Raw genomic sequence first — 20,456 nt, 5'->3', positions numbered from 1 at the left:
GGGAATAAATTTGATTGTACGGCAACGGAATCAGTGCTTGTTACAGAGCTCCGCCCGCATACATCTTCAAAACTATATGAAGTTCTCCAGAGAAATAGAATATTCCTCCTGATGCTATAGCCTTATTAACGCACATGGCGAATTTATACTGAGAAATTATAGGGGAACGATCTCGAAAAGTCAATGTTACGTTCCCTATAGGTGTAAACGTTTTACAGATGCGTTTATAATTAAGATGCATTTCCGGCAATTACCGGTTCTGACTCCAAATTACCTTCGCGTTTCAGCTGACTCACAAAGTTCTCCAGAATCTGTACCATCTCGTCCCGCTTGGTTCCTTCCATAATAACGTCCTTGATGCGAGCAGATCCTTTCAAACCTTTCAAATACCAAGCCAGATGTTTGCGCATCTCGCGTACGGCAACCGTCTCATTCTTCAATGCGATCAGGCGATCCATATGCAGGATGGCAACACGGATCTTCTCTTCGCCATTCGGGTCAGGAAGCAATTCCCCCGTGCTTAAGTATTGAATGGTACGATACAGCATCCATGGGTTACCCAGGGCAGCACGACCGATCATAACTCCGTCACAACCCGTTTCATCCAGCATACGGCGTGCATCCTCTGGTGTATGGACATCACCATTGCCGATCACTGGGATAGAGACAGCTTCTTTTACATCTTTGATGTGTGACCAGTCAGCTGTGCCTGTATAGAGTTGCTCACGCGTACGGCCGTGTACACTTACTGCCTGTCCACCAGCACGTTCAACCGCGAGCGCATTCTCCACCGCGAAGATATGCTCGTTATCCCACCCGATACGCATCTTGACCGTCACCGGCTTCTCCACCGCGTCCACGACAGCGGATACCATCTCATAGATTTTGTTCGGATCAAGCAACCAACGTGCACCGGCATCACATTTCGTTACCTTTGGCACAGGGCATCCCATGTTAATATCGATGATGTCTGCATTGGTTTCTTTGTCCACGATTTTGGCTGCTTCTACGAGGGAATCACGATCTCCCCCAAAAATCTGAAGGCTCAGCGGTTTCTCACGCTCATCTACAAACAACATCTCACGTGTACGCTGGTTGCCATGGACAATGGCTTTGCCACTCACCATCTCCGCACATACGAGGCCTGTTCCGAATTCTTTTGCGATCAAACGAAAAGCCGGATTACATACGCCAGCCATCGGCGCAAGTACGACCTGGTTTTTCATTTCAATGCCACCAATGTTAAGCACGGTAGTCGTTCCACTCCTTTTTTAATTCTGTATATATCACGATATAAAGTTTGATCGGTGTCTTGGTTGTTGTAACATGGCGAAACCGAAACGGTCCTAGTTGCCCCGCAACTCCTCGATACTGATTGCCAGCACACCAGCAATTCGATCGAGTTCTTGCTGTGATACCTTACGGTTTCCCCGTTCAATGGTTCCCAGAATGGCCAGCGAGATGCCGGTCTCGGCCGCAAGTTCATGTTGTGTTAAACCTTTCAGCTTCCGGAATGCCCGGATTCGGTTGGCCAATTGCATGTTTTCCAAAGCTGTATTCCATCCTTTCCATCCAGTACAGACAACGATGAGTGTACAAAGGTATACAAACCTGAAATCTCGCCCTCCGGTACGATATCCGACAGTGGTACCAGTACAAAAGCCCGTTCTCCCATGCGAGGATGAGGCAATTGAAGCAATTCGGTATCTCGCGTCTCACCATGCATCCAGAGCAGATCCAGATCAACGGTGCGCGGTCCCCAGCGAATATCACGAACACGACCGAGACGGTTCTCGATATCCAATAATTCCGTGAGCAACTGCTCAGGTGTCAGCATCGCCTGTACGGCGACTGCCATATTCAGAAATGCAGGCTGATCTACATATCCTACAGGCTCCGTCTCATATAGTGCAGAACAACGCAGAACGGATATATGAGGGTGTTCATCCAGCAAAGACAATGCTTCAAACAGCGTCTGTTCCCGGTCACCCAAATTGGCCCCTAAAGCAATATAAGCCTCTGAAGATTCAGAGGTCGAATGTGCAATCATGATCGGTTCTCACTTTCTTGTGCGGCGAAGCTCTACCGTTACGCCCTCAAAATGAATATCGAATGGCGGATGTGGCTTCGTCACCTTGACTGTCAATGCATTGATAATAGTATAAGTGTCTAGTAAAGAAGATGCAATATGTTCGCCCAAAGCTTCAATTAACTGGAATGATTTATTCTCTACAATCTGTTTTACCAGCTCATGGATCTCCGCATAATTAATCGTTTTGGTCAGATCATCGTTACGTCCGGCCTCACCCAGGTCCATATCAATCTCCAGATCAATATAGTACCGCTGCCCAAGCTTCCGTTCTTCTGCAAAAACACCATGATATCCGTAATACTCCATACGATGCAATACCATTCTATCCATACGATCCGCCTGCCCTCTATATATATTGAAATTTTAATCTATTTGAAGTTATGCCTTAGCTTCGCCTTTGAAAAACGCTGCGCTTCCACTGGACGGGTCACCAGGGACCCGCCAACATTATTTCCTCCGTATACCCGGAGAAGCATACAACATGGCATCACACATGTCTGCCGTCCGCCGAATCGACTTCACATCATGAACCCGAACCATCTGGCAGCCTTGGGCAATGCCAAATGCAGCGGTCGCAGCCGTTCCTTCCAGCGCATCATCCGCCCCGACATCCAGAGTGTTCTGGATGAATCTTTTGCGTGAGGTGGCTAGCAGAACGGGATACCCCATTTCATTGAGCAAACCGAGCGATGACATGAGCTTCAGATTTTCTCCGAGATCCTTCACAAAACCAATGCCCGGGTCCAGGATAATTTGATCTGCTTTCACGCCGGCTGTTAACGCAATCTGTATACTCTCCTGCAAATCACTGACGACATCACTCAGATAATCGGTGTAATTCCGATCCTGCCGATTATGCATCAAAATGATGGGACACCCCAGTTCGGCTGCCGTGCGGGCCATATCTGGATCTGCCTTGGCACCCCACACATCATTAATAATATGAGCACCGGCCAGAATAGCCTGACGTGCAACATCGGCCTTATACGTGTCTACCGATATCGGAATGTGCGGGGCTTGCTGATGCAATGCTTCAATAACCGGAATAATCCGGCTAAGCTCTTCATCGGCGCCCACAATATCTGAACCTGGCCGGGTGGACTCCCCGCCGATATCAATCAGGTCCGCCCCATCCTCCATCATCTGCTTGGCATGGGCAACCGCCCGCTCCACGTTGGTATAACGTCCACCATCCGAGAACGAGTCAGGCGTGACGTTAAGAATGCCCATAATCTGTGTTCTTGTACCCAGCTTCAATTCAGCTGGCCCCCATGCATAGTTCCGTTCATAGATGACAGGTGTAAGTGTCATGAAGTATACCCCGCTTTCTGCCGGTACATACCCAGAAGGACTGCTGTAACCGGGCCAATATGTCCGTTGCTAATTATCGTTTCGGCTCCGTCCTGATCCCGCAGAGTTGTCACCGGAACCACTTCGGCCACCGAGCCGGTTAGAAATATTTCATCTGCTTGCAGGAGATCCTCCCAGGAAGCTAACGTTTCTATGCAGGGGATTCCTTGCTGCGAGGCAATCTCCATTACCACAGCTCTCGTGATACCCTGCAGAATGCCGGTTGAGAGTGCTGGCGTGTAAAGCACATTTTCCCGTACCCAAAACACATTGCTGACGATCCCTTCCGCTATATGACCATCCCGGGTTAATTGTAGCCCTTCTGCACCCTGCACATGCTGCCCGTATCCATTAAGCTCCCGTTTCGCCAGAATACTGTTCATGTAATGCAGCGACTTGAACCGAACTTCTCCTTCGGGCGTGTTGCGAGGTGTAGACAACCGTTGAATCATTTTTCCACTCTCATATAAAGAGGGAGAAGGATCAGGTAATGCTTTTGCCAGTAAAATATGATTTGGCTTCGAATAATCACCAGAAGGTAAGCCTAGCGGTGCTTCACCGGCTGATACCGTGTATCGCACATACGCATCCCGAAGTCCGTTCGCATCCATCAAACGTTGAAGCCAACCTGTCACCTCTGCCGCGGTCGTTGTAAAAGGAATGCCAAGTTCCTTACACCCCGAAGCCATGCGCTCCAGATGCCGTTCCAAAAGATATGGGACACCTTGATACGTCCGGAACGTCTCAAACAGTCCAAGTCCGTACAAAAAGCCGTGATCCGTTACAGGAACCACGGCCGCCGCCATATTGACCAACTCTCCGTTTATCGCGGCATATTGCATGTTATACCTTCACTTGTTGGGACAAAAAGTTACGAAGCATCTGATGACCATGGTCTGTAATAATGGATTCCGGGTGGAATTGAACCCCTTCAATCGCATATTCTTTGTGGCGCAAACCCATAATCTCACCTTCAGCTGTCTCCGCTGTAATCTCCAGGCAGTCAGGCAAGCTGCTGCGCTCGACAATCAGGGAGTGGTAACGGGTAGCTGTGAATGGAGATGGCAATCCGGCAAAGACCGATGTCCCGTTATGGTGCATCTCGGATGTTTTGCCGTGCATCATACGCTCCGCACGAATGACATTGCCACCAAACGCTTGTCCAATGGACTGATGCCCCAGGCACACACCAAAGATCGGAATGCTTCCCTTGAAATGATCAATGACTGCCAAGCTAATGCCTGCTTCATTCGGTGTACACGGGCCTGGAGAGATCAGAATATGATCAGGTGCCAGTGCCTCTATGCCTGCCAGATCAATCTCGTCGTTGCGGCGAACTTCCACCGTCTCGCCCAGTTCACCCAGATATTGAACCAGGTTATACGTGAAAGAATCGTAATTATCGATAACCAGTATCATATGCCTGCTCCTCCTCATCTTCCGTCAATGCAAGTGACGGTTGCTTCGTTTTATTTTATTTTAGTTTAGTTTAGTTAACAGCTTCTGTTCTTTTCGCTTGTTCTTGTTGAATAGCTCTGCTTGCTTCCGCCTCTTCGCTGTAATTCACAGCTCTCATCATGGCTCTTGCCTTGTTGCGGCATTCCTTGTATTCCCGATATGGATCGGAATCAATAACAATCCCTGCCCCGGCCTGTACATAACCAATACCATCCTTGATGGCAAGTGTACGAATGACGATGTTCAATTCCATATTCCCACTGTAATCCATCCACCCGATGGAACCCGTATAAGGCCCACGCCGCACAGGCTCAAGTTCCTCGATAATCTCCATGGTGCGGACTTTCGGGGCTCCGGTAATCGTTCCACCCGGGAATGTCGCAGCAATCACATCAAATACGGATAACCCTTCTGCCAGCCTGCCTTCCACTTGGGAAACGAGATGCATGACATGGGAATACTTCTCGATGGTCATCAATTCAGGCACATGAACCGAACCGTAGGCCGCAATCCGTCCGATATCATTACGTTCCAGATCAACGAGCATAATATGCTCTGCCCGTTCCTTCTCACTGCTGAGCAGTTCATCCGCCATAGCTTTATCCTCTGCTTCATCACGGCCCCTTCTTCGGGTCCCTGCGATGGGACGTGCACTGACTTTGCCATTCTCCACTTTGACCAGAAGTTCGGGAGATCCGCTTACCAGTTGGAAGTCTGGGCTACGCAGCATACCCATGTACGGTGATGGATTCACAAGACGCAGCCATTCATAAATATGCTCAGCGCTTGAATGAAGCCGCTTTTCCTGTCTTAAGGACAGATTCACCTGGAACACATCACCCTGCCTGATATATTCCTGCACCGTGCGTACAGCTTGTTCAAAGTCCTCCTGGGGAAAGGAGGTCTCCCATCCTTCGGATTCCCTTTCAGCATCTTCAGGCTGCGGTGTACGATTGACCTGCTTGTTGCGGCGTTCCAGTGCCTGCTGTTGTTCCTCGGCCTGTGCAGCCCCCATAATATGAAGCCAACGTTTCTGCATCGCTGTCGCTCGTACTTCGGCCGTTGCATATAGGCTACGGATATCCGTTTCGTTCCGATTAGGCTCTATAGCCAGATGAACCATGCAAAAAAGCGCCTGCTGCTCATGGTCATACGCCCATATTTCTTCAAAACGCATCCACCAATAATCCGGCATAGCCGGGTTATCTTCAGCCAAAGCTGGAAGCTTCTCCAACGATCTTGCTACATCATAGCTGAGATAACCTGCGTAGCCACCCCCAAAGTCTGGGGCCCCATTAACCTTAGGTGCGCTATAAGGTGCTGTCCATCTCTTCAATACATCAAGCGGCTTGCCGCTGTCTGTCGAGGTGGTTCCTTGCATCACATCATGAATAACCGCTTCTTGACCCTTGCCGGAAATAACAGATACGGGGTCTAGCCCCAGAAATGTATATCTCCCGCCTTTGCCATTCTCCAGCACAATTGCGTATGGTGACGCCTGCTGCCAGGCTGCCTCCCACGATAACGGTAAACCGCCATGATACGGTCCCTCATCCGACTTCATGATATAGGGCATCATGGTCCAGCCTTGTCCAGCCCACTCCGTCCAGTCGGCGTATGTTGTCATCAGGTGTGTCATTGCGGTGTGCCGCCCTCCATCTGTCGCTAGTTCTATTGTCTGATAGTATACTAAAGCGCCGCCCCTTTTAAAAGCATTACGCCAAAAATCCTCCATACCCGTCATACGGGCAAGGAGGATTGGTTTTGTCATTTGCAGACTTAGCCTTCAAAGTTGTAAAGAGGTGTGCTGAGGTAACGTTCGCCGTTACTTGGCACGATTACGACAACGCGCTTGCCTTCACCCAACTGTTTCGCTACCTGAAGACCTGCACGGATCGCCGCACCGGAAGAAATACCAGACAGAATGCCCTCTTCCTTCGCTACCTGACGAGCCGTCTCGAATGCATCATCATTCTCAATGTGAATAATCTCATCATAGATTTCCTGATCCAGAATCTCAGGGATAAAGTTGGCACCAATCCCCTGGATCTTATGTGGTCCTGGTTTGCCGCCCGCCAGAATTGGCGAAGCTGCTGGCTCAACCGCAACAATTTTAATACCAGCGAAAGCTTCTTTCAGCACTTCGCCTGTACCTGTAATTGTTCCACCTGTACCGATTCCTGCAACGAAAGCATCCAACGTACCGCCTACAGATTGAATTGCTTCAACAATCTCAGGGCCAGTCGTTTCACGGTGGATCTTCACGTTGGCTTTATTTTTAAATTGCTCAGCCATGAAATAGGAAGGGTTTTCTTTCAGCAGTTCTTCGGCTTTTTTAACAGCACCATTCATACCTTCAGCTCCAGGTGTAAGCACAAGCTCAGCACCATACGCACGAAGCAAGTTGCGACGCTCCAAGCTCATCGTCTCAGGCATTACAATAACGGACTTGTAACCTTTGGCTGCAGCCACCATCGCGAGTCCAATTCCCGTGTTACCACTTGTTGCTTCAATAATGGTATCACCTGGTTTTAGCTTGCCTTCTTTTTCCGCTTCTTCCACAATGCTAATTGCGATACGGTCTTTCACGCTTGAACCTGGATTCTGGTACTCCAGCTTCACGAATACTTCAGCACTGCCTTCAGGTACGATACGGTTCAGACGAACAAGCGGAGTACCTCCGATGAGTTCTGTTACGTTATTAACTACTTTAGCCATATGAATGCCCTCCTTAGTGGATGAATAAAACTTGAGTCCTGTTAACCTATACTGTGCGGCCGGTAGCCTCTAGCTGTTATAGAAGAACTGCGGAAATCCTGTTAATCCTATCCCTTACTGCTAAGATTTCTAGCAGGGCGGAGGTTTCCGAAAGTTTCTTTGTTCATAAATAAATCTTTTATATCCGAGTAAACGAGTAGGTATTTATTATTTTCATCTTATCAACGTTAACCCTTATTGTCAATATGAGTACTCAAAAAAAATACTCTGCCTTTGGCCCTAAGACCGCAGACAGAGTATTTTTATCAAGATGCAGCAGTACGAGACAATCTTTTCCATTGCATTCAGGAGGCCGGAATCTCGGACAGGATTACGGCTTCATACTTGTTACGCAGCATTTGCTCTACCTGCGGCAACGGATCAGCCTGACTCAGAGCCAGTTGCATTCGAATCTCCTCACGAACCTCTTCGGCCGACTGCACCTGGCGTTCTTCTTTATCATTAAGTCTGATAATAACATAACCTTCTTCCACTCGAACCGGTCCGGCAATATCGCCTACATCCAGCCCGGCAGCAAGTTGAAGGATTTCTTCTGACTGGAATGGATCATTCCGCTCAATCCACCCCAGCCTCCCACCAGCATCACGAGAGAAGCTGTCTGTCGATTGCTTGCGAGCAGCTTCTTCAAAGTCCTCCCCCTTCTCCAACGCATCCAGTAAGGAATCGGCTTCGGCTTCTTCCTTCACTACGATGATGGACAAGTCATATTTCTCGGGGGAAACGTAATCCTCACGGTGTTCAGTCCAGTAATGCTCAATATCTGCATCCTTGATCTGTATGCCGATCGTTGCGATTTTCTCAAGCAGCAGCCTGTAGCCGGCTTCCAACTCAAGTTCCTGTTTCGACAGGCCCAATTGAGACTTCATTTCGTCAAAATATGATTTCTCTGAATCGTACCCATCCATCGCGGCGGCAAGTTCTCTTGCAATCTCTTGGGGAGTGACGATCAGCTTGCGTTCAATTGCTTCGGCAAATACTGCTTTACGGTTTAACATCTGGAGTAATAACTCGCTGCCATAGCGTCTTTTCAGCGCATCGGTCCACTCTTTGTCCGTGATAACTTCTCCGTTGATCGTCGCTACGGTGCTTCCTTCTTCCGTATTAGCATCATGGGATGCATCTGCCTCGTCTTTGCCCTGTCTGAGACCATGCATAGCCATCACACTACCCATGACCAGCATACCTAGCGTCAAGACAATTACAGCCGTCCACAACCCTTTTTCCTGTCTTGTCATTCCGCATCCCGTCCCCGCATAGATCAGTTCTTGGCTTGCTCTAGGATGGTCTCAAGTTGTTCTTTGTTAAAGTCATAGGCTTCATTACAGAATTGGCAGACCACTTCAGCCTGGCCCTCTTCTTCAATTAATTGCTCCATCTCCGTTTGGCCCAGGCTGATTAGTGTCTTCTCTACCCGCTCACGTGAACACTCACAGCTAAAATGAATATCCAATCCTTCCATCACTTGTACATCTGGCAACAATCGGCGAAGCAACTCTTCCAATTCAAGTCCCTGCTCCAGCAACGTCGTCACTGGCGGCAACGTACTAATGGCGTTTTCGATCGCCGTGATCTCTGGATCTGTCAATCCCGGCAACAGCTGCATAATGAATCCACCTGAGACAATAACGGAATTATCCGTATCAACGAGCACACCAACGCCTACAGCAGAAGGGGTTTGCTCCGATTGAGCAAAGTAGTACGTGAAGTCTTCGCCCAGTTCTCCTGAAATAATAGGCACACTGCCACGATATGGCTCTTTCAGTCCCAAATCCTTCGTTATGTTGATGAAACCTTCCGTTCCAACTGCGCCTGCAACGTCCAGTTTTCCCACACTATTGCTTGGCAAATGTACATGCGGATTAGAAACATATCCTCGTACTTCGCCTTTCGCATTGGCATCAGCTACAATCTGTCCAATGGGCCCATCACCGTTGACTTGTACCGTTAACTTCTCTTCACCTTTGAGCATTGCACCCATAATGGCTGCTGTTGTAACCGTACGCCCCATGGCAGCTGTAGCCGTGGGAAACGTATCGTGTCTTCTGCGTAGTTCCTCAACCAGTTCCGTAGTCTGGATAGCAAAGGCTCTTACCTTTCCATTCATTGCTGTACCACGAATTAACCGGTCATGCTTGTTGTTGTTTTCCAAGTCATTCAGCCTCCTTTGGCGTATCGCCATAATAGTCGTAACACAGAAAAAACGGCACAACACTTAAGCTGTAATCTCAGCCCGCTGTATGCCGTCACTATGCTCACCTTTCCCGGTTCCGCTCATATATAATACGCAGCCCTTCAAGCGTAAGCAGCGGATCAACTTCTTCTATACTACGGGTTTCTTCTGCGATAAGTGTAGCGAGACCACCCGTCGCGATAACTCGGGGCTTCGCTCCCATCTCCTCGCGAATACGTTCTACAATACCATCTACCTGCCCTGCATAGCCAAATATAATACCCGCTTGCATAGCATGAATAGTATTACGGCCAATGACCTTTTTAGGTTTCTCCAGCTCTATACGAGGCAACTTGGATGCACGCTCATAGAGCGCTTCAGTGGCGATCTGAATGCCAGGTACAATAGCTCCCCCCAGGTAGTGACCTTTCTCGTCAATACAGTCAAAGGTCGTTGCAGTACCAAAATCGACCACGACGAGAGGGCCGCCATACTTCTCAACGGCTGCCACTGCATTAACAATACGATCTGCACCCACTTCACGAGGGTTCTCGTATCGCAGATTCAAGCCAGTTTTGATACCAGGCCCAACGAGCAAAGCTTTTTTGCCTACATACTTCTCACACATCGCTTCGATTACATTCACCAGTGGCGGAACCACAGATGAGATGATGACACCTTCGATGTCACTTGCCCTGATGCCGGACATATGAAATAAATTATAAATCAATACGCCGTATTCATCCACTGTTGACTGACGTGATGTACTCAGACGAAAGTGGTGCAGCAATTCCCGGCCTTGATATACGCCGAGCACCATATTGCTGTTCCCCACGTCTACAACTAGAATCAAAGAGGTTCACCCCTCTTTCTTTTCATTTAAATCCAGACTAATATCCAGGCTCTCAAAGGAATAGGTTAACCTGCCAACCGAGATTACATCCACACCACTCTCTGCGATACCACGAATGGTCTGAAGAGACACGTTACCGGATGCTTCAACCTTCACATGAGGAGCCTGTTCACGAATAAGTTCAACCGCTTCACGCATCCGCTCTGGATGCATGTTATCCAGCATAATGATATCTGCCCCGGCTTGCAAGGCTTCTCTCACCTGCTCCAGATTTTCAGTCTCCACTTCAATCGTCATCGTATGTGGGATAACGGTTCGCGCACGCTGTACCGCCTCGGTGATTCCGCCTGCACCCTTGATGTGGTTATCCTTAATCATAACGGCATCGTACAGTCCAAATCGATGATTCGCTCCGCCACCCACGCGCACCGCATATTTCTCAAGTAATCGGTGGCCCGGCGTTGTCTTACGTGTATCCACGAGCCTGGTCTCAAGACCATCCAGCACATCCACGTAGCTACGCGTACGCGTAGCTATTCCGGACATACGCTGCAGCAAGTTAAGTGCCAGTCGTTCCCCCGTAAGCAGTGAATGTGTACTTCCCTCTACCTCGGCCAAAATCGTGCCATGGGCAACCTTGTCGCCGTCTGTTACCTTCGGTGAAAATACAAGATCAGGATCAACGACTTGAAATACAAGTTCAGCTACGGTCATGCCTGCAATAATACCATTGTCTTTGGCGTGTATAATGGCCTTGGATTGGTTGCCTGCCGGGATCGTCACACTTGTTGTAACGTCACCTGCACCAACATCTTCACGAAGCCAGTTTTTGATCGATTCGATAAGCCCTTCATTATATCCATTCAGTATCATGACATCAATTCCTCCACAATCGCTTGTTCTCGCTGTTGCAGACTATGCTTCTGCCACACGATATCATCACGCGCCGGGAAATCCTCACGATAGTGAGCACCCCGACTCTCCTCGCGGTGTAATGCCCCGCTGGTAACTAACCAGGCACAGGTCAGAAGGTTGGCATACTCCAGCTCTTCCTTATGAGTGAGTGTCTGATCAAAAAATTGCAATTCCTGTTGCAGCTTGTCCATGGCCTTCTGCAGGTCCTCACCATTCCGGCGCAAGCCTACCTGACGAACCATCATTTTCTGTAATCGTAAACGTCTTTCGGATACCGGCTTTTGCTCTTCCGTGATCTTATTGATCTTGTTATTCATGTCCACAGATGAATGCGCAGCCCCACTTACTTGTAATGAACCGAGCGGGGAAAGTGATTGAATGCGATCAACAATTCTCCGGCCAAATACAATCGCTTCTGACAAGGAGTTGCTTGCCAGACGGTTGGCTCCATGCACTCCTGTAGAAGACACCTCGCCACAAGCAAATAATCGGGAGATGCTGCTCTCTCCACTTAAATCCGTTTTCACTCCACCCATCATGTAATGGGCAGCAGGTGCAACGGGAATCCAGTCCGTTGTCATGTCCAATCCATAACGCATACAAGTCTCATATATGGTAGGGAACCGATGCTTGATCATCTCTGGCTGTTCATGTGTAATGTCCAAGTACACAAAGGTACTGTTGGTGGACTCCATCTCACTAACAATCGCTCGTGCCACGATATCTCGTGGGGCCAGTTCAAGCTGGGCATGATAACGATCCATGAAGCGCTCACCCTTCACATTGCGCAAATATGCTCCTTCGCCGCGTACGGCTTCTGACACAAGGAAACGCGGGGCCCCAGGGTAACATAGAGAGGTGGGGTGGAATTGGATAAATTCCATGTCACGAACAATAGCCCCAGCCCGATAAGCCATGGCTACACCATCGGCAGTAGCTACATCCGGATTCGTCGTGTATCGGTACAGTTGTCCTGCCCCACCAGAACAAAGAACGGTTGCCTGTGCCTTCACGAACACTTGCGATCCGTCATCCTTCTGAACCAGAGCGCCAATGCATTCCCCTCGATCTCGATCCGTAATCAGGTCAACAACAAAATGCTCATCCCAAACTTCAATCCCGAGATGCTCATTCACTTCAACAGCAAGCGCACGTACAATCTCATATCCTGTTGCATCTCCGTTGGCATGCAAAATACGGCGGTGGCTATGCGCACCTTCCTGCGTCAACGCCAACTCGCCGTTCTCCAGATCAAATAAAGTACCCAAACGAATCAGTTCCTTCACTCCGTCCGGCCCCTCATTCACCAATACCTCTACCGCTTCGGAGCGGCATAAGCCCGCTCCTGCTACAAGTGTATCCTGCAAGTGGTAAGCAGGTGAATCATCCTCAGCAATAACCGCAGCGATGCCTCCCTGCGCATATCTGGTGTTACTTTCAAGTAATGACTTCTTCGTGATCATTAATACACGTTGTTGTTCACTTGCCTTAATGGCAGTAAACAAACCAGCAATCCCTGAGCCTATAACCAGTACATCCGTCTCTACCATGGGTAGGGCAGACAGATCAAAATCAACTAAATATTGCGGTATCATGTTATTCACCTGTCTTGGAGCAAGAGTAGCGCATCCTACTTTACCAACAACATGCGCTCTAGCGATTCTCTGGCTTTGTCGGCAACGGCCGGTGGCACGTAGATTTGCGGCTTCATCGTTTCCAGGCATTTCACCAGTTTCTTCAAGTTGTTCACCTTCATGTTGGGACATACGAGGAACTTGGTAGCAAAGTGGAACTGTTTATCCGGACTATCCAGACGAAGCTGATATCCTGTACCATCTTCGGTACCTACGATAAATTCCTTCGCTGATGAATTTTTGCAATACTCCAGAATAGCTGTTGTGCTGCCTACAAAATCACCCATTTCTACAACCTCAGGGCGACACTCTGGATGGACAACAAACTCTGCATTTGGATGCTTGGCTCTCATCTCCACCACATCTTTGACTGTAAGCATATCGTGAGTGTTGCAGTAACCTTCCCAGATAATCATTTTCTTGTCTGTATGCTGCTGCACATAATGTCCCAGGTTTTTATCCGGTACCCAGATAATTTCGTCGGAATCCACCGATTGAATAACCCGGACTGCGTTCGCTGATGTACAACAGATGTCAGTCTCTGCTTTGATCTCAGCCGAGGAATTGATATACGTAACCACCTTGGCATTAGGATGTTGTGCTTTCAATTTGCGTAGTCCATCCACATTCACCATATCTGCCATTGGGCAGCCCGCACGTTCGTCCGGGATAATAACTGTTTTATTTGGCGCAAGAATTTTAGCGCTTTCACCCATAAAATGAACACCACAGAAAACGATCACATCCGCATCTGTCTGTGCTGCCTTCTGGGCTAACAGAAACGAATCTCCACGGAAGTCGGCAACCTCCTGTACTTCGTCACGTTGATAATAATGGGCAAGAATAATAGCATTACGTTCCTTCTTCAACACCATAAGCCGCTCACGCAGCTCGCGGTTCATCTCAGCCTTGCGCTCTAAAGCCAGAGCTTCCACCTGTGATCCTCTCCTTTATCGGGACAGCGTCATGCGCTGTTTCGTGGGCTAACCTAAGTCGTTATCTTCGCTTGAGAAACGAATCACAAGCGGTTTAACAACTAATTTACACAACGTTCACGACTCTGTCAATAAATGAAAAAGGCCCGGAACAGCGCTGTAACCACCTGTTTGCTAACTGGTTCGCCATCTAACTCCCGTTTATCTTTATCTATCCTCTTTTAAAATAATGGATAAAAAAAGAGAGCCTCTAGGGCTCTCTTGATTTCACCTGCTATCATAGCCAGATGTATTGTGCATTAAGACGTTGGCTTAGTTCCGCCATCATCCGGGTTATTGTTATTACCCTTTTCCAGATTCGGAGCTTCGTTTGGAATATCTCCGGCTGGTGGCTCAGGCGTTTCATCTTTACCTTGAATACGAACACGCACATCACCGATGGTGTCGATGATTGGCTCTCCGCCTTCAGTTGGTGTGCCTTCACCATCATTGTCATTCTCTGCTTTTGGAGTCAAAGAACCTGTTTCGATCAATTGCTTGATCTGATCCATTTCCAAAGTCTCAACCTCAAGCAAAGTTTGAGCGATCAGGTGCATCTCTTTTGAATGTTTAACAAGCAAGTCCTTACACTTCTCATAACAGTCATTGATAAAGCGTTGCATTTCCTGATCAATCTCGTAAGCAATGGAATCCGAGTAATTCTGTTCATGACCGATATCCCGACCAAGGAATACCTGTCCTTGTGAACTTCCAAATTGCATAGGTCCCAATTTCTCACTCATACCGTATTCCATAACCATGCTGCGAACAATACCTGTCGCTTGCTGGAAGTCACTGTATGCACCAGTACCAATTTCTCCGATGAACAATTCTTCAGCTACACGACCCCCGAGAAGTCCGGTTACTTTATCCAGCAATTCCTGCTTGGTAACCAGCATACGGTCTTCTTTTGGCAACATGATTACATATCCACCCGCACGTCCGCGCGGAATAATGGTCACTTTATGTACCATATCAGCATGTTCGAGGAAGTATCCGACAATGGTATGACCTGCTTCGTGATAAGCAACGATTCGTTTCTCGCGATCACTGATGACACGGCTTTTCTTCTCCGTACCAACGATGACACGGTCAATCGCTTCGTCAACTTCCTTCATGGAAATATCTTTACGGTTACGACGCGCTGCAAGCAATGCCGCTTCGTTCAAGAGATTCTCCAAATCCGCACCAGAGAAACCTGTTGTACGCTTCGCGATAATATCCATCTTCACATCTTTGGTCAGTGGTTTATTACGGGAATGTACTTTCAGGACAGCTTCACGACCTCTTACATCAGGGCGGTCAACCGTAATTTGACGGTCAAAACGTCCTGGACGCAGCAAGGCAGGGTCCAAAATATCTGCACGGTTCGTTGCGGCAATGATGATAATACCTTCGTTAACTCCGAATCCGTCCATCTCAACGAGCAACTGGTTGAGTGTCTGTTCACGTTCATCGTGACCACCACCGAGACCAGCACCACGCTGACGTCCTACAGCATCAATCTCATCGATAAAGATGATACATGGGGCATTTTTCTTCGCATTTTCAAACAAATCACGAACACGTGATGCACCGACACCGACAAACATTTCCACGAAGTCGGAACCTGAAATAGTGAAGAATGGTACACCCGCTTCACCGGCTACGGCACGAGCGAGCAATGTTTTACCGGTACCTGGAGGCCCTACGAGCAATACGCCCTTAGGAATCCGCGCACCTACTGCTGCGAATTTACGAGGGTCCTTGAGGAAGTCTACAACCTCAACAAGTTCCTGTTTCTCTTCGTCAGCACCCGCAACATCTTCAAATGTAACCCGCTTCTTCTCTTCGTTGTAGAGACGAGCACGGCTTTTACCAAAGTTCATTACTTTACCGCCGCCGCCTTGAGCCTGATTAAACAGGAAGAAGAACAGCAGGAACATAATGATCAAAGGAATAAAGGAAGTCAGCAACGTCAACCAGATGCTGTCACCTTTCATTGGCTCCTGATGATATTGGAAATTGTTAGTTTCACTTGCAGCTACAAGCTCACTAATTGCCTCATCCGTAGGAGGAATATACGTTGAGAAATTTTCTGATTTGGCGCCATCAGGTGCCTTCTTGTATTGACCGGTCACGAGATACGTTTGACCGTTGAATTGAACCGTCAATTCAGAGACATTGTTGGCTTTGATCGCTGCACGCAACTGATCATATCTAGGATTATCGGTGGCTTCGCCGCCATTGCTGACGAACTGGACTATCCCCACCACAACTAAAAAAAGAATCAAATAAAAACCAGAATTCCGGATGAACCGATTCATCCCCTACCTCCTCTCGAGACACTTTAATTATTTTAACATAGCCCGACATGGCTTCTCAACAGAAGCCAAGAACAGCTCAAGGCTTGGGTCGGGCAGGATATTAGCTACTATAGACTTCCGGCTTCAAAATCCCGATATAGGGCAGGTTCCGGTACTTCTCCGCAAAATCCAAACCGTAACCAACGATGAACGCGTCAGGAATGTCAAAGCCTGTGTAATGAGCTTCCAACTCAACTTTACGGCCTGAAGGCTTGTCGAACAGCGTAACCACACGCACCGACTCGGCACCGCGGTTTTCTAGCAGTTCAATCAGATAGCTGAGTGTAAGTCCACTGTCGATAATATCTTCGACAATCAGAACTTCCCGTCCTTCAACGGATACATCCAGATCCTTAATGATTTTGACAACACCTGATGACTTGGTGGAAGCGCCATAACTGGATACCGCCATAAAATCCATTTCAACAGGTACCGTTATGTTTTTAACCAAATCAGCCATAAATATAAACGCACCCTTGAGCACACAAATGACCAAAGGATTGCGATTTGCATATTCGGCACTTAGTGTTGCGCCTAATTCCTTGACTTTACTCTGAATTTCTTCTTCACTGATCAATACTTCCTGAATGTCGTTCTGCAACTGTGCGAACCTCCTAAGTTATACTATGAAAGCCTTACCTGAACCATAACCACTACCCCTGAATCGCTGAATCGCCTACAGTCATGTACAGGATTGCGGAAGTGCCCTCCCTGACAGGAGCCACATTGGACCGTCGAACACCCGGTAACCAGATGATATGACCTGCTCCATCACATACCACAGGAATACGTGGACGGACAGATGGGGGGATTTTCTCATCGATGAAAATATTTTTCACCTTTTTGCTTCCGTTTAATCCCATCACTTTCATGGTATCTCCAGGTAACCGTGAACGCACAACCAGCGGCATAAGCAGTTGATCCGCATCAAACGCGGCTTGATCCGCCGATTCCGGTACATGATAGTCCTCGGGACTCACCGTCATCAACCGAATATACCGGTTAATTGGGGTGAGTGAAAGCTCATAAGTTCCACTCCATTGCGCAAGACGATACTCGTAAGATTGATCCTGTACGTCCGTCCGTATTCCAAAAGAAATCAGATTATACTCCCGAGTGCAGGCGAGTGTCTGTCCTATATCCAGGCTCCAGGTCGTCACATGGGTCTCCATGACCTTGTGCCGAATGGTTTCTATACGGGTAAAGTCCACAAAATCACTGTCCAAAGGCAGATAATTCAATATTAGTTTAATCAACCTTCGTTGTAAAGCGACATGTAACTTCAAGAAGGAAGGCACCTCAAAGGTTTGCCTTCCGCCGTTCACCTGCACTAGACACCTGTATGTGTCATATGCACTCTGCTCCATGAAATCGTCTTCATCACCCACAATTTCGGCAAGCCGATTCAATGACGGCGTGAGTTGTCCATTATACTGCCCCAAAAAAGGAAGCACATCCAAGCGAATGGCATTACGCCGATATTTACGCAGGGCGTTGCTCTCATCATTGAAATACATAAAACCCTGGGTATTACAAGCTTCTACAAGGTCTGTCTTGTTTATACGAAGGCATGGACGAATAAGTTCCACATTTTTTTCTCGTCTTTTAAACTTCATTCCTGAGAGTCCCGACAAGCCGGTTCCACGAAGCAAATGAAGCATGACCGTCTCCGCCTGATCATCGGCATGATGTGCCAAAGCGATGCTTGCCGCATTATATTTGGAAGCCACTTCGTGCAAAAAGGCATATCGCTTGTTGCGGGCTGCTTCCTGTGGTCCTTGACCAGTAAGCTCCATATATGAAGGTACATCGGCCTTGGTCCATTCAAATGTAATACCAAGCTGCTGTGCCAGTTCCATCATTTTCTCCGCTTCATCATCAGATTCACTCCGGAAGCCATGATGCACGTGGGCACAGATCAATTCAAGTGGCACATGCCGCTTGCTGATCTCGTGCATGATATGCAAAAAAGCTACCGAGTCCGGCCCGCCCGATACTGCGACGACAATCCGATCCCCGGGAACCCATAACTGATGCTCTTCCGCTGCATCCAGCACGTTCTTCACCAGCATGTTCCAGCGTAAAGCCTCCATACCTGTTCCTCATTCCTTGCGTTATGTATATGCACTCTCAGAGATCAGAAAAGTAGTGCATAGATGAGCACTCCAATAAGTAATATCACAGATACAGCAAATGCGTTTTTAAGCCAGCGCGGTGTTGTACTTTTGGAACGATGGCGGAGAGGCGTGGGGCGTGCCATCATTTCCTTCCACCCTTGTGCCGCATGACCTGCATCACGAAACTGACCTCGTAATGCCTGAGTCGTCCAATTGCGAAAAGGACCCAGTCGTTCACTGCGCTCCACCAGCGCTACGAGCTGATTCACACTTCGCAGTTGCGGTAATCCTTCGGCTGCCAGTGCCTTGAGCGCGTCTGCTTCAAGTACATGAATCAACAATAATGCAAATGCAAATACATCATAGGTACCATCTGCCGTACGGCTGCCTGCATTCCAGAAGCCCCGATCATACCATTCAGTGAACTGTTTGACGCTTCGACCAATCGACGTAACTCCGCCGTAGTCGATCAATTCCACCTGCCCATAGTCGGATACCAACACATTCTGAGGTTTGAGATCACCAAACACCCATCCCGCCTGATGCAATTGTGCCAGCTTCTGCAAGAGTCTAAGTCCCACCAGAAGTGTCCAGTCTGTCCCCTGACGCCGAATGAAGTGATGAAGTGCCTCACCTCTAACGTAACGCATCACATAAAAGGGAATATCCCGGCCACGAACGGCATAATCATCCACATCTTTAAGATAGGAAGGAATGCCGCTCTGCCGAAGGGCTTCATGATTACGCTGTAGTTGAAAAGATTTGAGCACATTAACTTCCGATTGCAGATCAACCGGATCAAATCCCATTTTTAGCGCGTAGTGTTTGCCATTTTCACCCCGTTGGACAAGAAAAACGATGCCATTGGCTCCTTTGCCCAGTAGCTTCCGAATCGTGTAACGACTGCGATTCCATTTCCCTGTAACCACTGTTCCTGGCGGGAAAGAGGCGTCAGACAACGTTGTCACCGAGCATCCCTTCTCTTTCAATGCGATAGTTCCCTTCTATTTCCTGCTGTTTCTCCAGTGTACCATAACGGTAAAAATCAATCACCTTCTGAATTGCAGGACCTGTCGGCGTTGCACCCTTCATCTGCAACCTCCCAAACAGGGACCGAACACGGCCTGGATCCGTTGTCCAGTCAATATCCATTACCGCATCTTCTCCGCTGTGTCGTCCCGGAAAATGAAATACGGAAAGTTTGCTCTGACCTATACGCGCCTGCAAACTTAACATTAAATCACGAATGCCTTCTTCTACCGCAGCCAATTTGGGCTTCATGCTGGCACTGACGTCGATTAGCAATATAACCTGTAAGGCTGTAGTTTCAGCCATATCATCCATCATTTCCACGACCCGGGCGCGTTGTGCAGGCTCCAGATCGGTTACCGTTTTGGGCTCCTTCTCTCCCAAAATTTGTGTTAACTCTCTATTAACCGCCTGTTGAATGGTCTGAACCACCGTTTTCCTTGTCATCATCTGCATCGTATGGGCAAGCTGACGTGTACCTACAATTTGGCTGATTCCACCTCCGGCTCTGGCAATATCCTCAATCTCCCGACTGCCCAACTCACCAATGGTTCCATAATCAATCACGCCAACCACATTAACCGTAATCCCCTCTTCCAGCGCTTCGGCCGCTGCCAGCACCGGACTTGGTCCTACATTGGAACAACCGTCGGTGATCAATAAGATTTGCTTCATCCGATATCCCTCCGTTATTCGTTACTCTCCAACTCTATGACTAGCATTGCCAGAATGAAGAGACTT

Annotated in this window: 20 protein-coding genes; all 20 read right to left on the bottom strand. The window is 48.3% G+C overall.

Features of this window, described 5'->3' with window-relative positions; translation table 11 throughout:
* Positions 1–230: 230 nt before the first annotated feature.
* The 20 genes from dusB to BS614_RS03310 all read right to left on the bottom strand — a co-directional run bounded on the left by dusB (position 231) and on the right by BS614_RS03310 (position 20,390).
* Positions 231–1,250 carry a tRNA dihydrouridine synthase DusB gene (dusB, locus tag BS614_RS03405; RefSeq protein ID WP_074092930.1) on the bottom strand — a complete coding sequence of 340 codons (1,020 nt, stop codon included), beginning with the start codon at positions 1,248–1,250 and terminating at the stop codon, positions 231–233.
* Positions 1,251–1,346: 96 nt separating this feature from the next.
* Positions 1,347–1,541 carry a helix-turn-helix domain-containing protein gene (locus BS614_RS03400; protein WP_036668438.1) on the bottom strand — a complete coding sequence of 65 codons (195 nt, stop codon included), beginning with the start codon at positions 1,539–1,541 and terminating at the stop codon, positions 1,347–1,349.
* Entirely contained in the window at positions 1,502–2,050 is a 549-nt protein-coding gene (gene folK, locus BS614_RS03395) for a 2-amino-4-hydroxy-6-hydroxymethyldihydropteridine diphosphokinase (protein WP_047844503.1), read from the bottom strand. The genes BS614_RS03400 and folK overlap by 40 nt, the downstream gene beginning before the upstream one ends.
* Positions 2,051–2,059: 9 nt before the next feature.
* On the bottom strand, positions 2,060–2,422 hold the full coding sequence (gene folB / locus BS614_RS03390) for a dihydroneopterin aldolase (protein ID WP_036606103.1): 363 nt from the start codon (positions 2,420–2,422) through the stop codon (positions 2,060–2,062).
* 117 nt (positions 2,423–2,539) lie between these two features.
* Positions 2,540–3,403 (bottom strand): dihydropteroate synthase, encoded by an 864-nt coding sequence (gene folP, locus BS614_RS03385; protein WP_074092929.1) that lies wholly within the window; start codon positions 3,401–3,403, stop codon positions 2,540–2,542.
* Positions 3,400–4,284, bottom strand: a complete 885-nt coding sequence (locus tag BS614_RS03380) for an aminotransferase class IV (protein ID WP_074092928.1) — start codon at positions 4,282–4,284, stop codon at positions 3,400–3,402. Before BS614_RS03380 ends, folP begins: the two co-directional genes overlap by 4 nt.
* A 1-nt stretch (position 4,285) precedes the next feature.
* Positions 4,286–4,861, bottom strand: coding sequence for an aminodeoxychorismate/anthranilate synthase component II (gene pabA / locus BS614_RS03375; RefSeq protein ID WP_036606106.1), 576 nt, complete (start codon positions 4,859–4,861; stop codon positions 4,286–4,288).
* 70 nt (positions 4,862–4,931) lie between these two features.
* On the bottom strand, positions 4,932–6,539 hold the full coding sequence (locus BS614_RS03370) for an anthranilate synthase component I family protein (protein ID WP_074092927.1): 1,608 nt from the start codon (positions 6,537–6,539) through the stop codon (positions 4,932–4,934).
* Positions 6,540–6,679: 140 nt separating this feature from the next.
* The gene (cysK, locus tag BS614_RS03365; protein WP_036668448.1) at positions 6,680–7,618 is read right to left on the bottom strand and encodes a cysteine synthase A; all 939 of its coding nucleotides are present in this window, start codon (positions 7,616–7,618) and stop codon (positions 6,680–6,682) included.
* 344 nt (positions 7,619–7,962) lie between these two features.
* Complete coding sequence (locus tag BS614_RS03360; protein ID WP_074092926.1) at positions 7,963–8,913, bottom strand: peptidyl-prolyl cis-trans isomerase; 951 nt, start codon at positions 8,911–8,913, stop codon at positions 7,963–7,965.
* 23 nt (positions 8,914–8,936) lie between these two features.
* Positions 8,937–9,857, bottom strand: coding sequence for an Hsp33 family molecular chaperone HslO (hslO, locus tag BS614_RS03355; protein WP_047844508.1), 921 nt, complete (start codon positions 9,855–9,857; stop codon positions 8,937–8,939).
* A gap of 73 nt (positions 9,858–9,930) precedes the next feature.
* Positions 9,931–10,701: a type III pantothenate kinase gene (locus tag BS614_RS03350; protein WP_026081372.1), complete on the bottom strand. Its 771-nt coding sequence runs from the start codon at positions 10,699–10,701 to the stop codon at positions 9,931–9,933.
* A gap of 6 nt (positions 10,702–10,707) precedes the next feature.
* The gene (gene nadC, locus BS614_RS03345) at positions 10,708–11,574 is read right to left on the bottom strand and encodes a carboxylating nicotinate-nucleotide diphosphorylase (RefSeq protein WP_074092925.1); all 867 of its coding nucleotides are present in this window, start codon (positions 11,572–11,574) and stop codon (positions 10,708–10,710) included.
* Positions 11,571–13,211: an L-aspartate oxidase gene (gene nadB, locus BS614_RS03340; protein WP_074092924.1), complete on the bottom strand. Its 1,641-nt coding sequence runs from the start codon at positions 13,209–13,211 to the stop codon at positions 11,571–11,573. The genes nadC and nadB overlap by 4 nt, the downstream gene beginning before the upstream one ends.
* A 35-nt stretch (positions 13,212–13,246) precedes the next feature.
* A complete protein-coding gene (nadA, locus tag BS614_RS03335; protein ID WP_036606114.1) occupies positions 13,247–14,185 on the bottom strand; it encodes a quinolinate synthase NadA in 939 nt (312 codons plus the stop codon).
* 299 nt (positions 14,186–14,484) lie between these two features.
* Entirely contained in the window at positions 14,485–16,530 is a 2,046-nt protein-coding gene (gene ftsH, locus BS614_RS03330) for an ATP-dependent zinc metalloprotease FtsH (protein ID WP_036606115.1), read from the bottom strand.
* 100 nt (positions 16,531–16,630) lie between these two features.
* Positions 16,631–17,170: a hypoxanthine phosphoribosyltransferase gene (gene hpt / locus BS614_RS03325; RefSeq protein WP_017691352.1), complete on the bottom strand. Its 540-nt coding sequence runs from the start codon at positions 17,168–17,170 to the stop codon at positions 16,631–16,633.
* A gap of 52 nt (positions 17,171–17,222) precedes the next feature.
* Positions 17,223–18,662 carry a tRNA lysidine(34) synthetase TilS gene (gene tilS, locus BS614_RS03320; RefSeq protein WP_074092923.1) on the bottom strand — a complete coding sequence of 480 codons (1,440 nt, stop codon included), beginning with the start codon at positions 18,660–18,662 and terminating at the stop codon, positions 17,223–17,225.
* Between the two features lie 44 nt (positions 18,663–18,706).
* Positions 18,707–19,654 (bottom strand): serine/threonine protein kinase, encoded by a 948-nt coding sequence (locus BS614_RS03315; protein ID WP_074092922.1) that lies wholly within the window; start codon positions 19,652–19,654, stop codon positions 18,707–18,709.
* On the bottom strand, positions 19,638–20,390 hold the full coding sequence (locus BS614_RS03310; RefSeq protein WP_074092921.1) for a VWA domain-containing protein: 753 nt from the start codon (positions 20,388–20,390) through the stop codon (positions 19,638–19,640). Before BS614_RS03310 ends, BS614_RS03315 begins: the two co-directional genes overlap by 17 nt.
* Positions 20,391–20,456: the final 66 nt, after the last annotated feature.

The organism is Paenibacillus xylanexedens, assembly GCF_001908275.1.
In the GTDB taxonomy this organism is placed as follows: domain Bacteria; phylum Bacillota; class Bacilli; order Paenibacillales; family Paenibacillaceae; genus Paenibacillus; species Paenibacillus xylanexedens_A.
This window is presented reverse-complemented; position numbering and strand designations above follow the sequence as displayed.

Excerpts from the sequence above, each read along its gene's own strand:
- BS614_RS03400 (WP_036668438.1), bottom strand. The coding sequence starts at position 1,541 with ATGCAATTGGCCAACCGAATCCGGGCATTCCGGAAGCTGAAAGGTTTA.
- folK (WP_047844503.1), bottom strand. The coding sequence starts at position 2,050 with ATGATTGCACATTCGACCTCTGAATCTTCAGAGGCTTATATTGCTTTA.
- folB (WP_036606103.1), bottom strand. The coding sequence starts at position 2,422 with ATGGATAGAATGGTATTGCATCGTATGGAGTATTACGGATATCATGGT.
- folP (WP_074092929.1), bottom strand. The coding sequence starts at position 3,403 with ATGACACTTACACCTGTCATCTATGAACGGAACTATGCATGGGGGCCA.
- BS614_RS03380 (WP_074092928.1), bottom strand. The coding sequence starts at position 4,284 with ATGCAATATGCCGCGATAAACGGAGAGTTGGTCAATATGGCGGCGGCC.
- pabA (WP_036606106.1), bottom strand. The coding sequence starts at position 4,861 with ATGATACTGGTTATCGATAATTACGATTCTTTCACGTATAACCTGGTT.
- BS614_RS03370 (WP_074092927.1), bottom strand. The coding sequence starts at position 6,539 with ATGACACACCTGATGACAACATACGCCGACTGGACGGAGTGGGCTGGA.
- cysK (WP_036668448.1), bottom strand. The coding sequence starts at position 7,618 with ATGGCTAAAGTAGTTAATAACGTAACAGAACTCATCGGAGGTACTCCG.
- BS614_RS03360 (WP_074092926.1), bottom strand. The coding sequence starts at position 8,913 with ATGACAAGACAGGAAAAAGGGTTGTGGACGGCTGTAATTGTCTTGACG.
- hslO (WP_047844508.1), bottom strand. The coding sequence starts at position 9,857 with ATGGCGATACGCCAAAGGAGGCTGAATGACTTGGAAAACAACAACAAG.
- nadC (WP_074092925.1), bottom strand. The coding sequence starts at position 11,574 with ATGATACTGAATGGATATAATGAAGGGCTTATCGAATCGATCAAAAAC.
- nadB (WP_074092924.1), bottom strand. The coding sequence starts at position 13,211 with ATGATACCGCAATATTTAGTTGATTTTGATCTGTCTGCCCTACCCATG.
- ftsH (WP_036606115.1), bottom strand. The coding sequence starts at position 16,530 with ATGAATCGGTTCATCCGGAATTCTGGTTTTTATTTGATTCTTTTTTTA.
- tilS (WP_074092923.1), bottom strand. The coding sequence starts at position 18,662 with ATGGAGGCTTTACGCTGGAACATGCTGGTGAAGAACGTGCTGGATGCA.
- BS614_RS03310 (WP_074092921.1), bottom strand. The coding sequence starts at position 20,390 with ATGAAGCAAATCTTATTGATCACCGACGGTTGTTCCAATGTAGGACCA.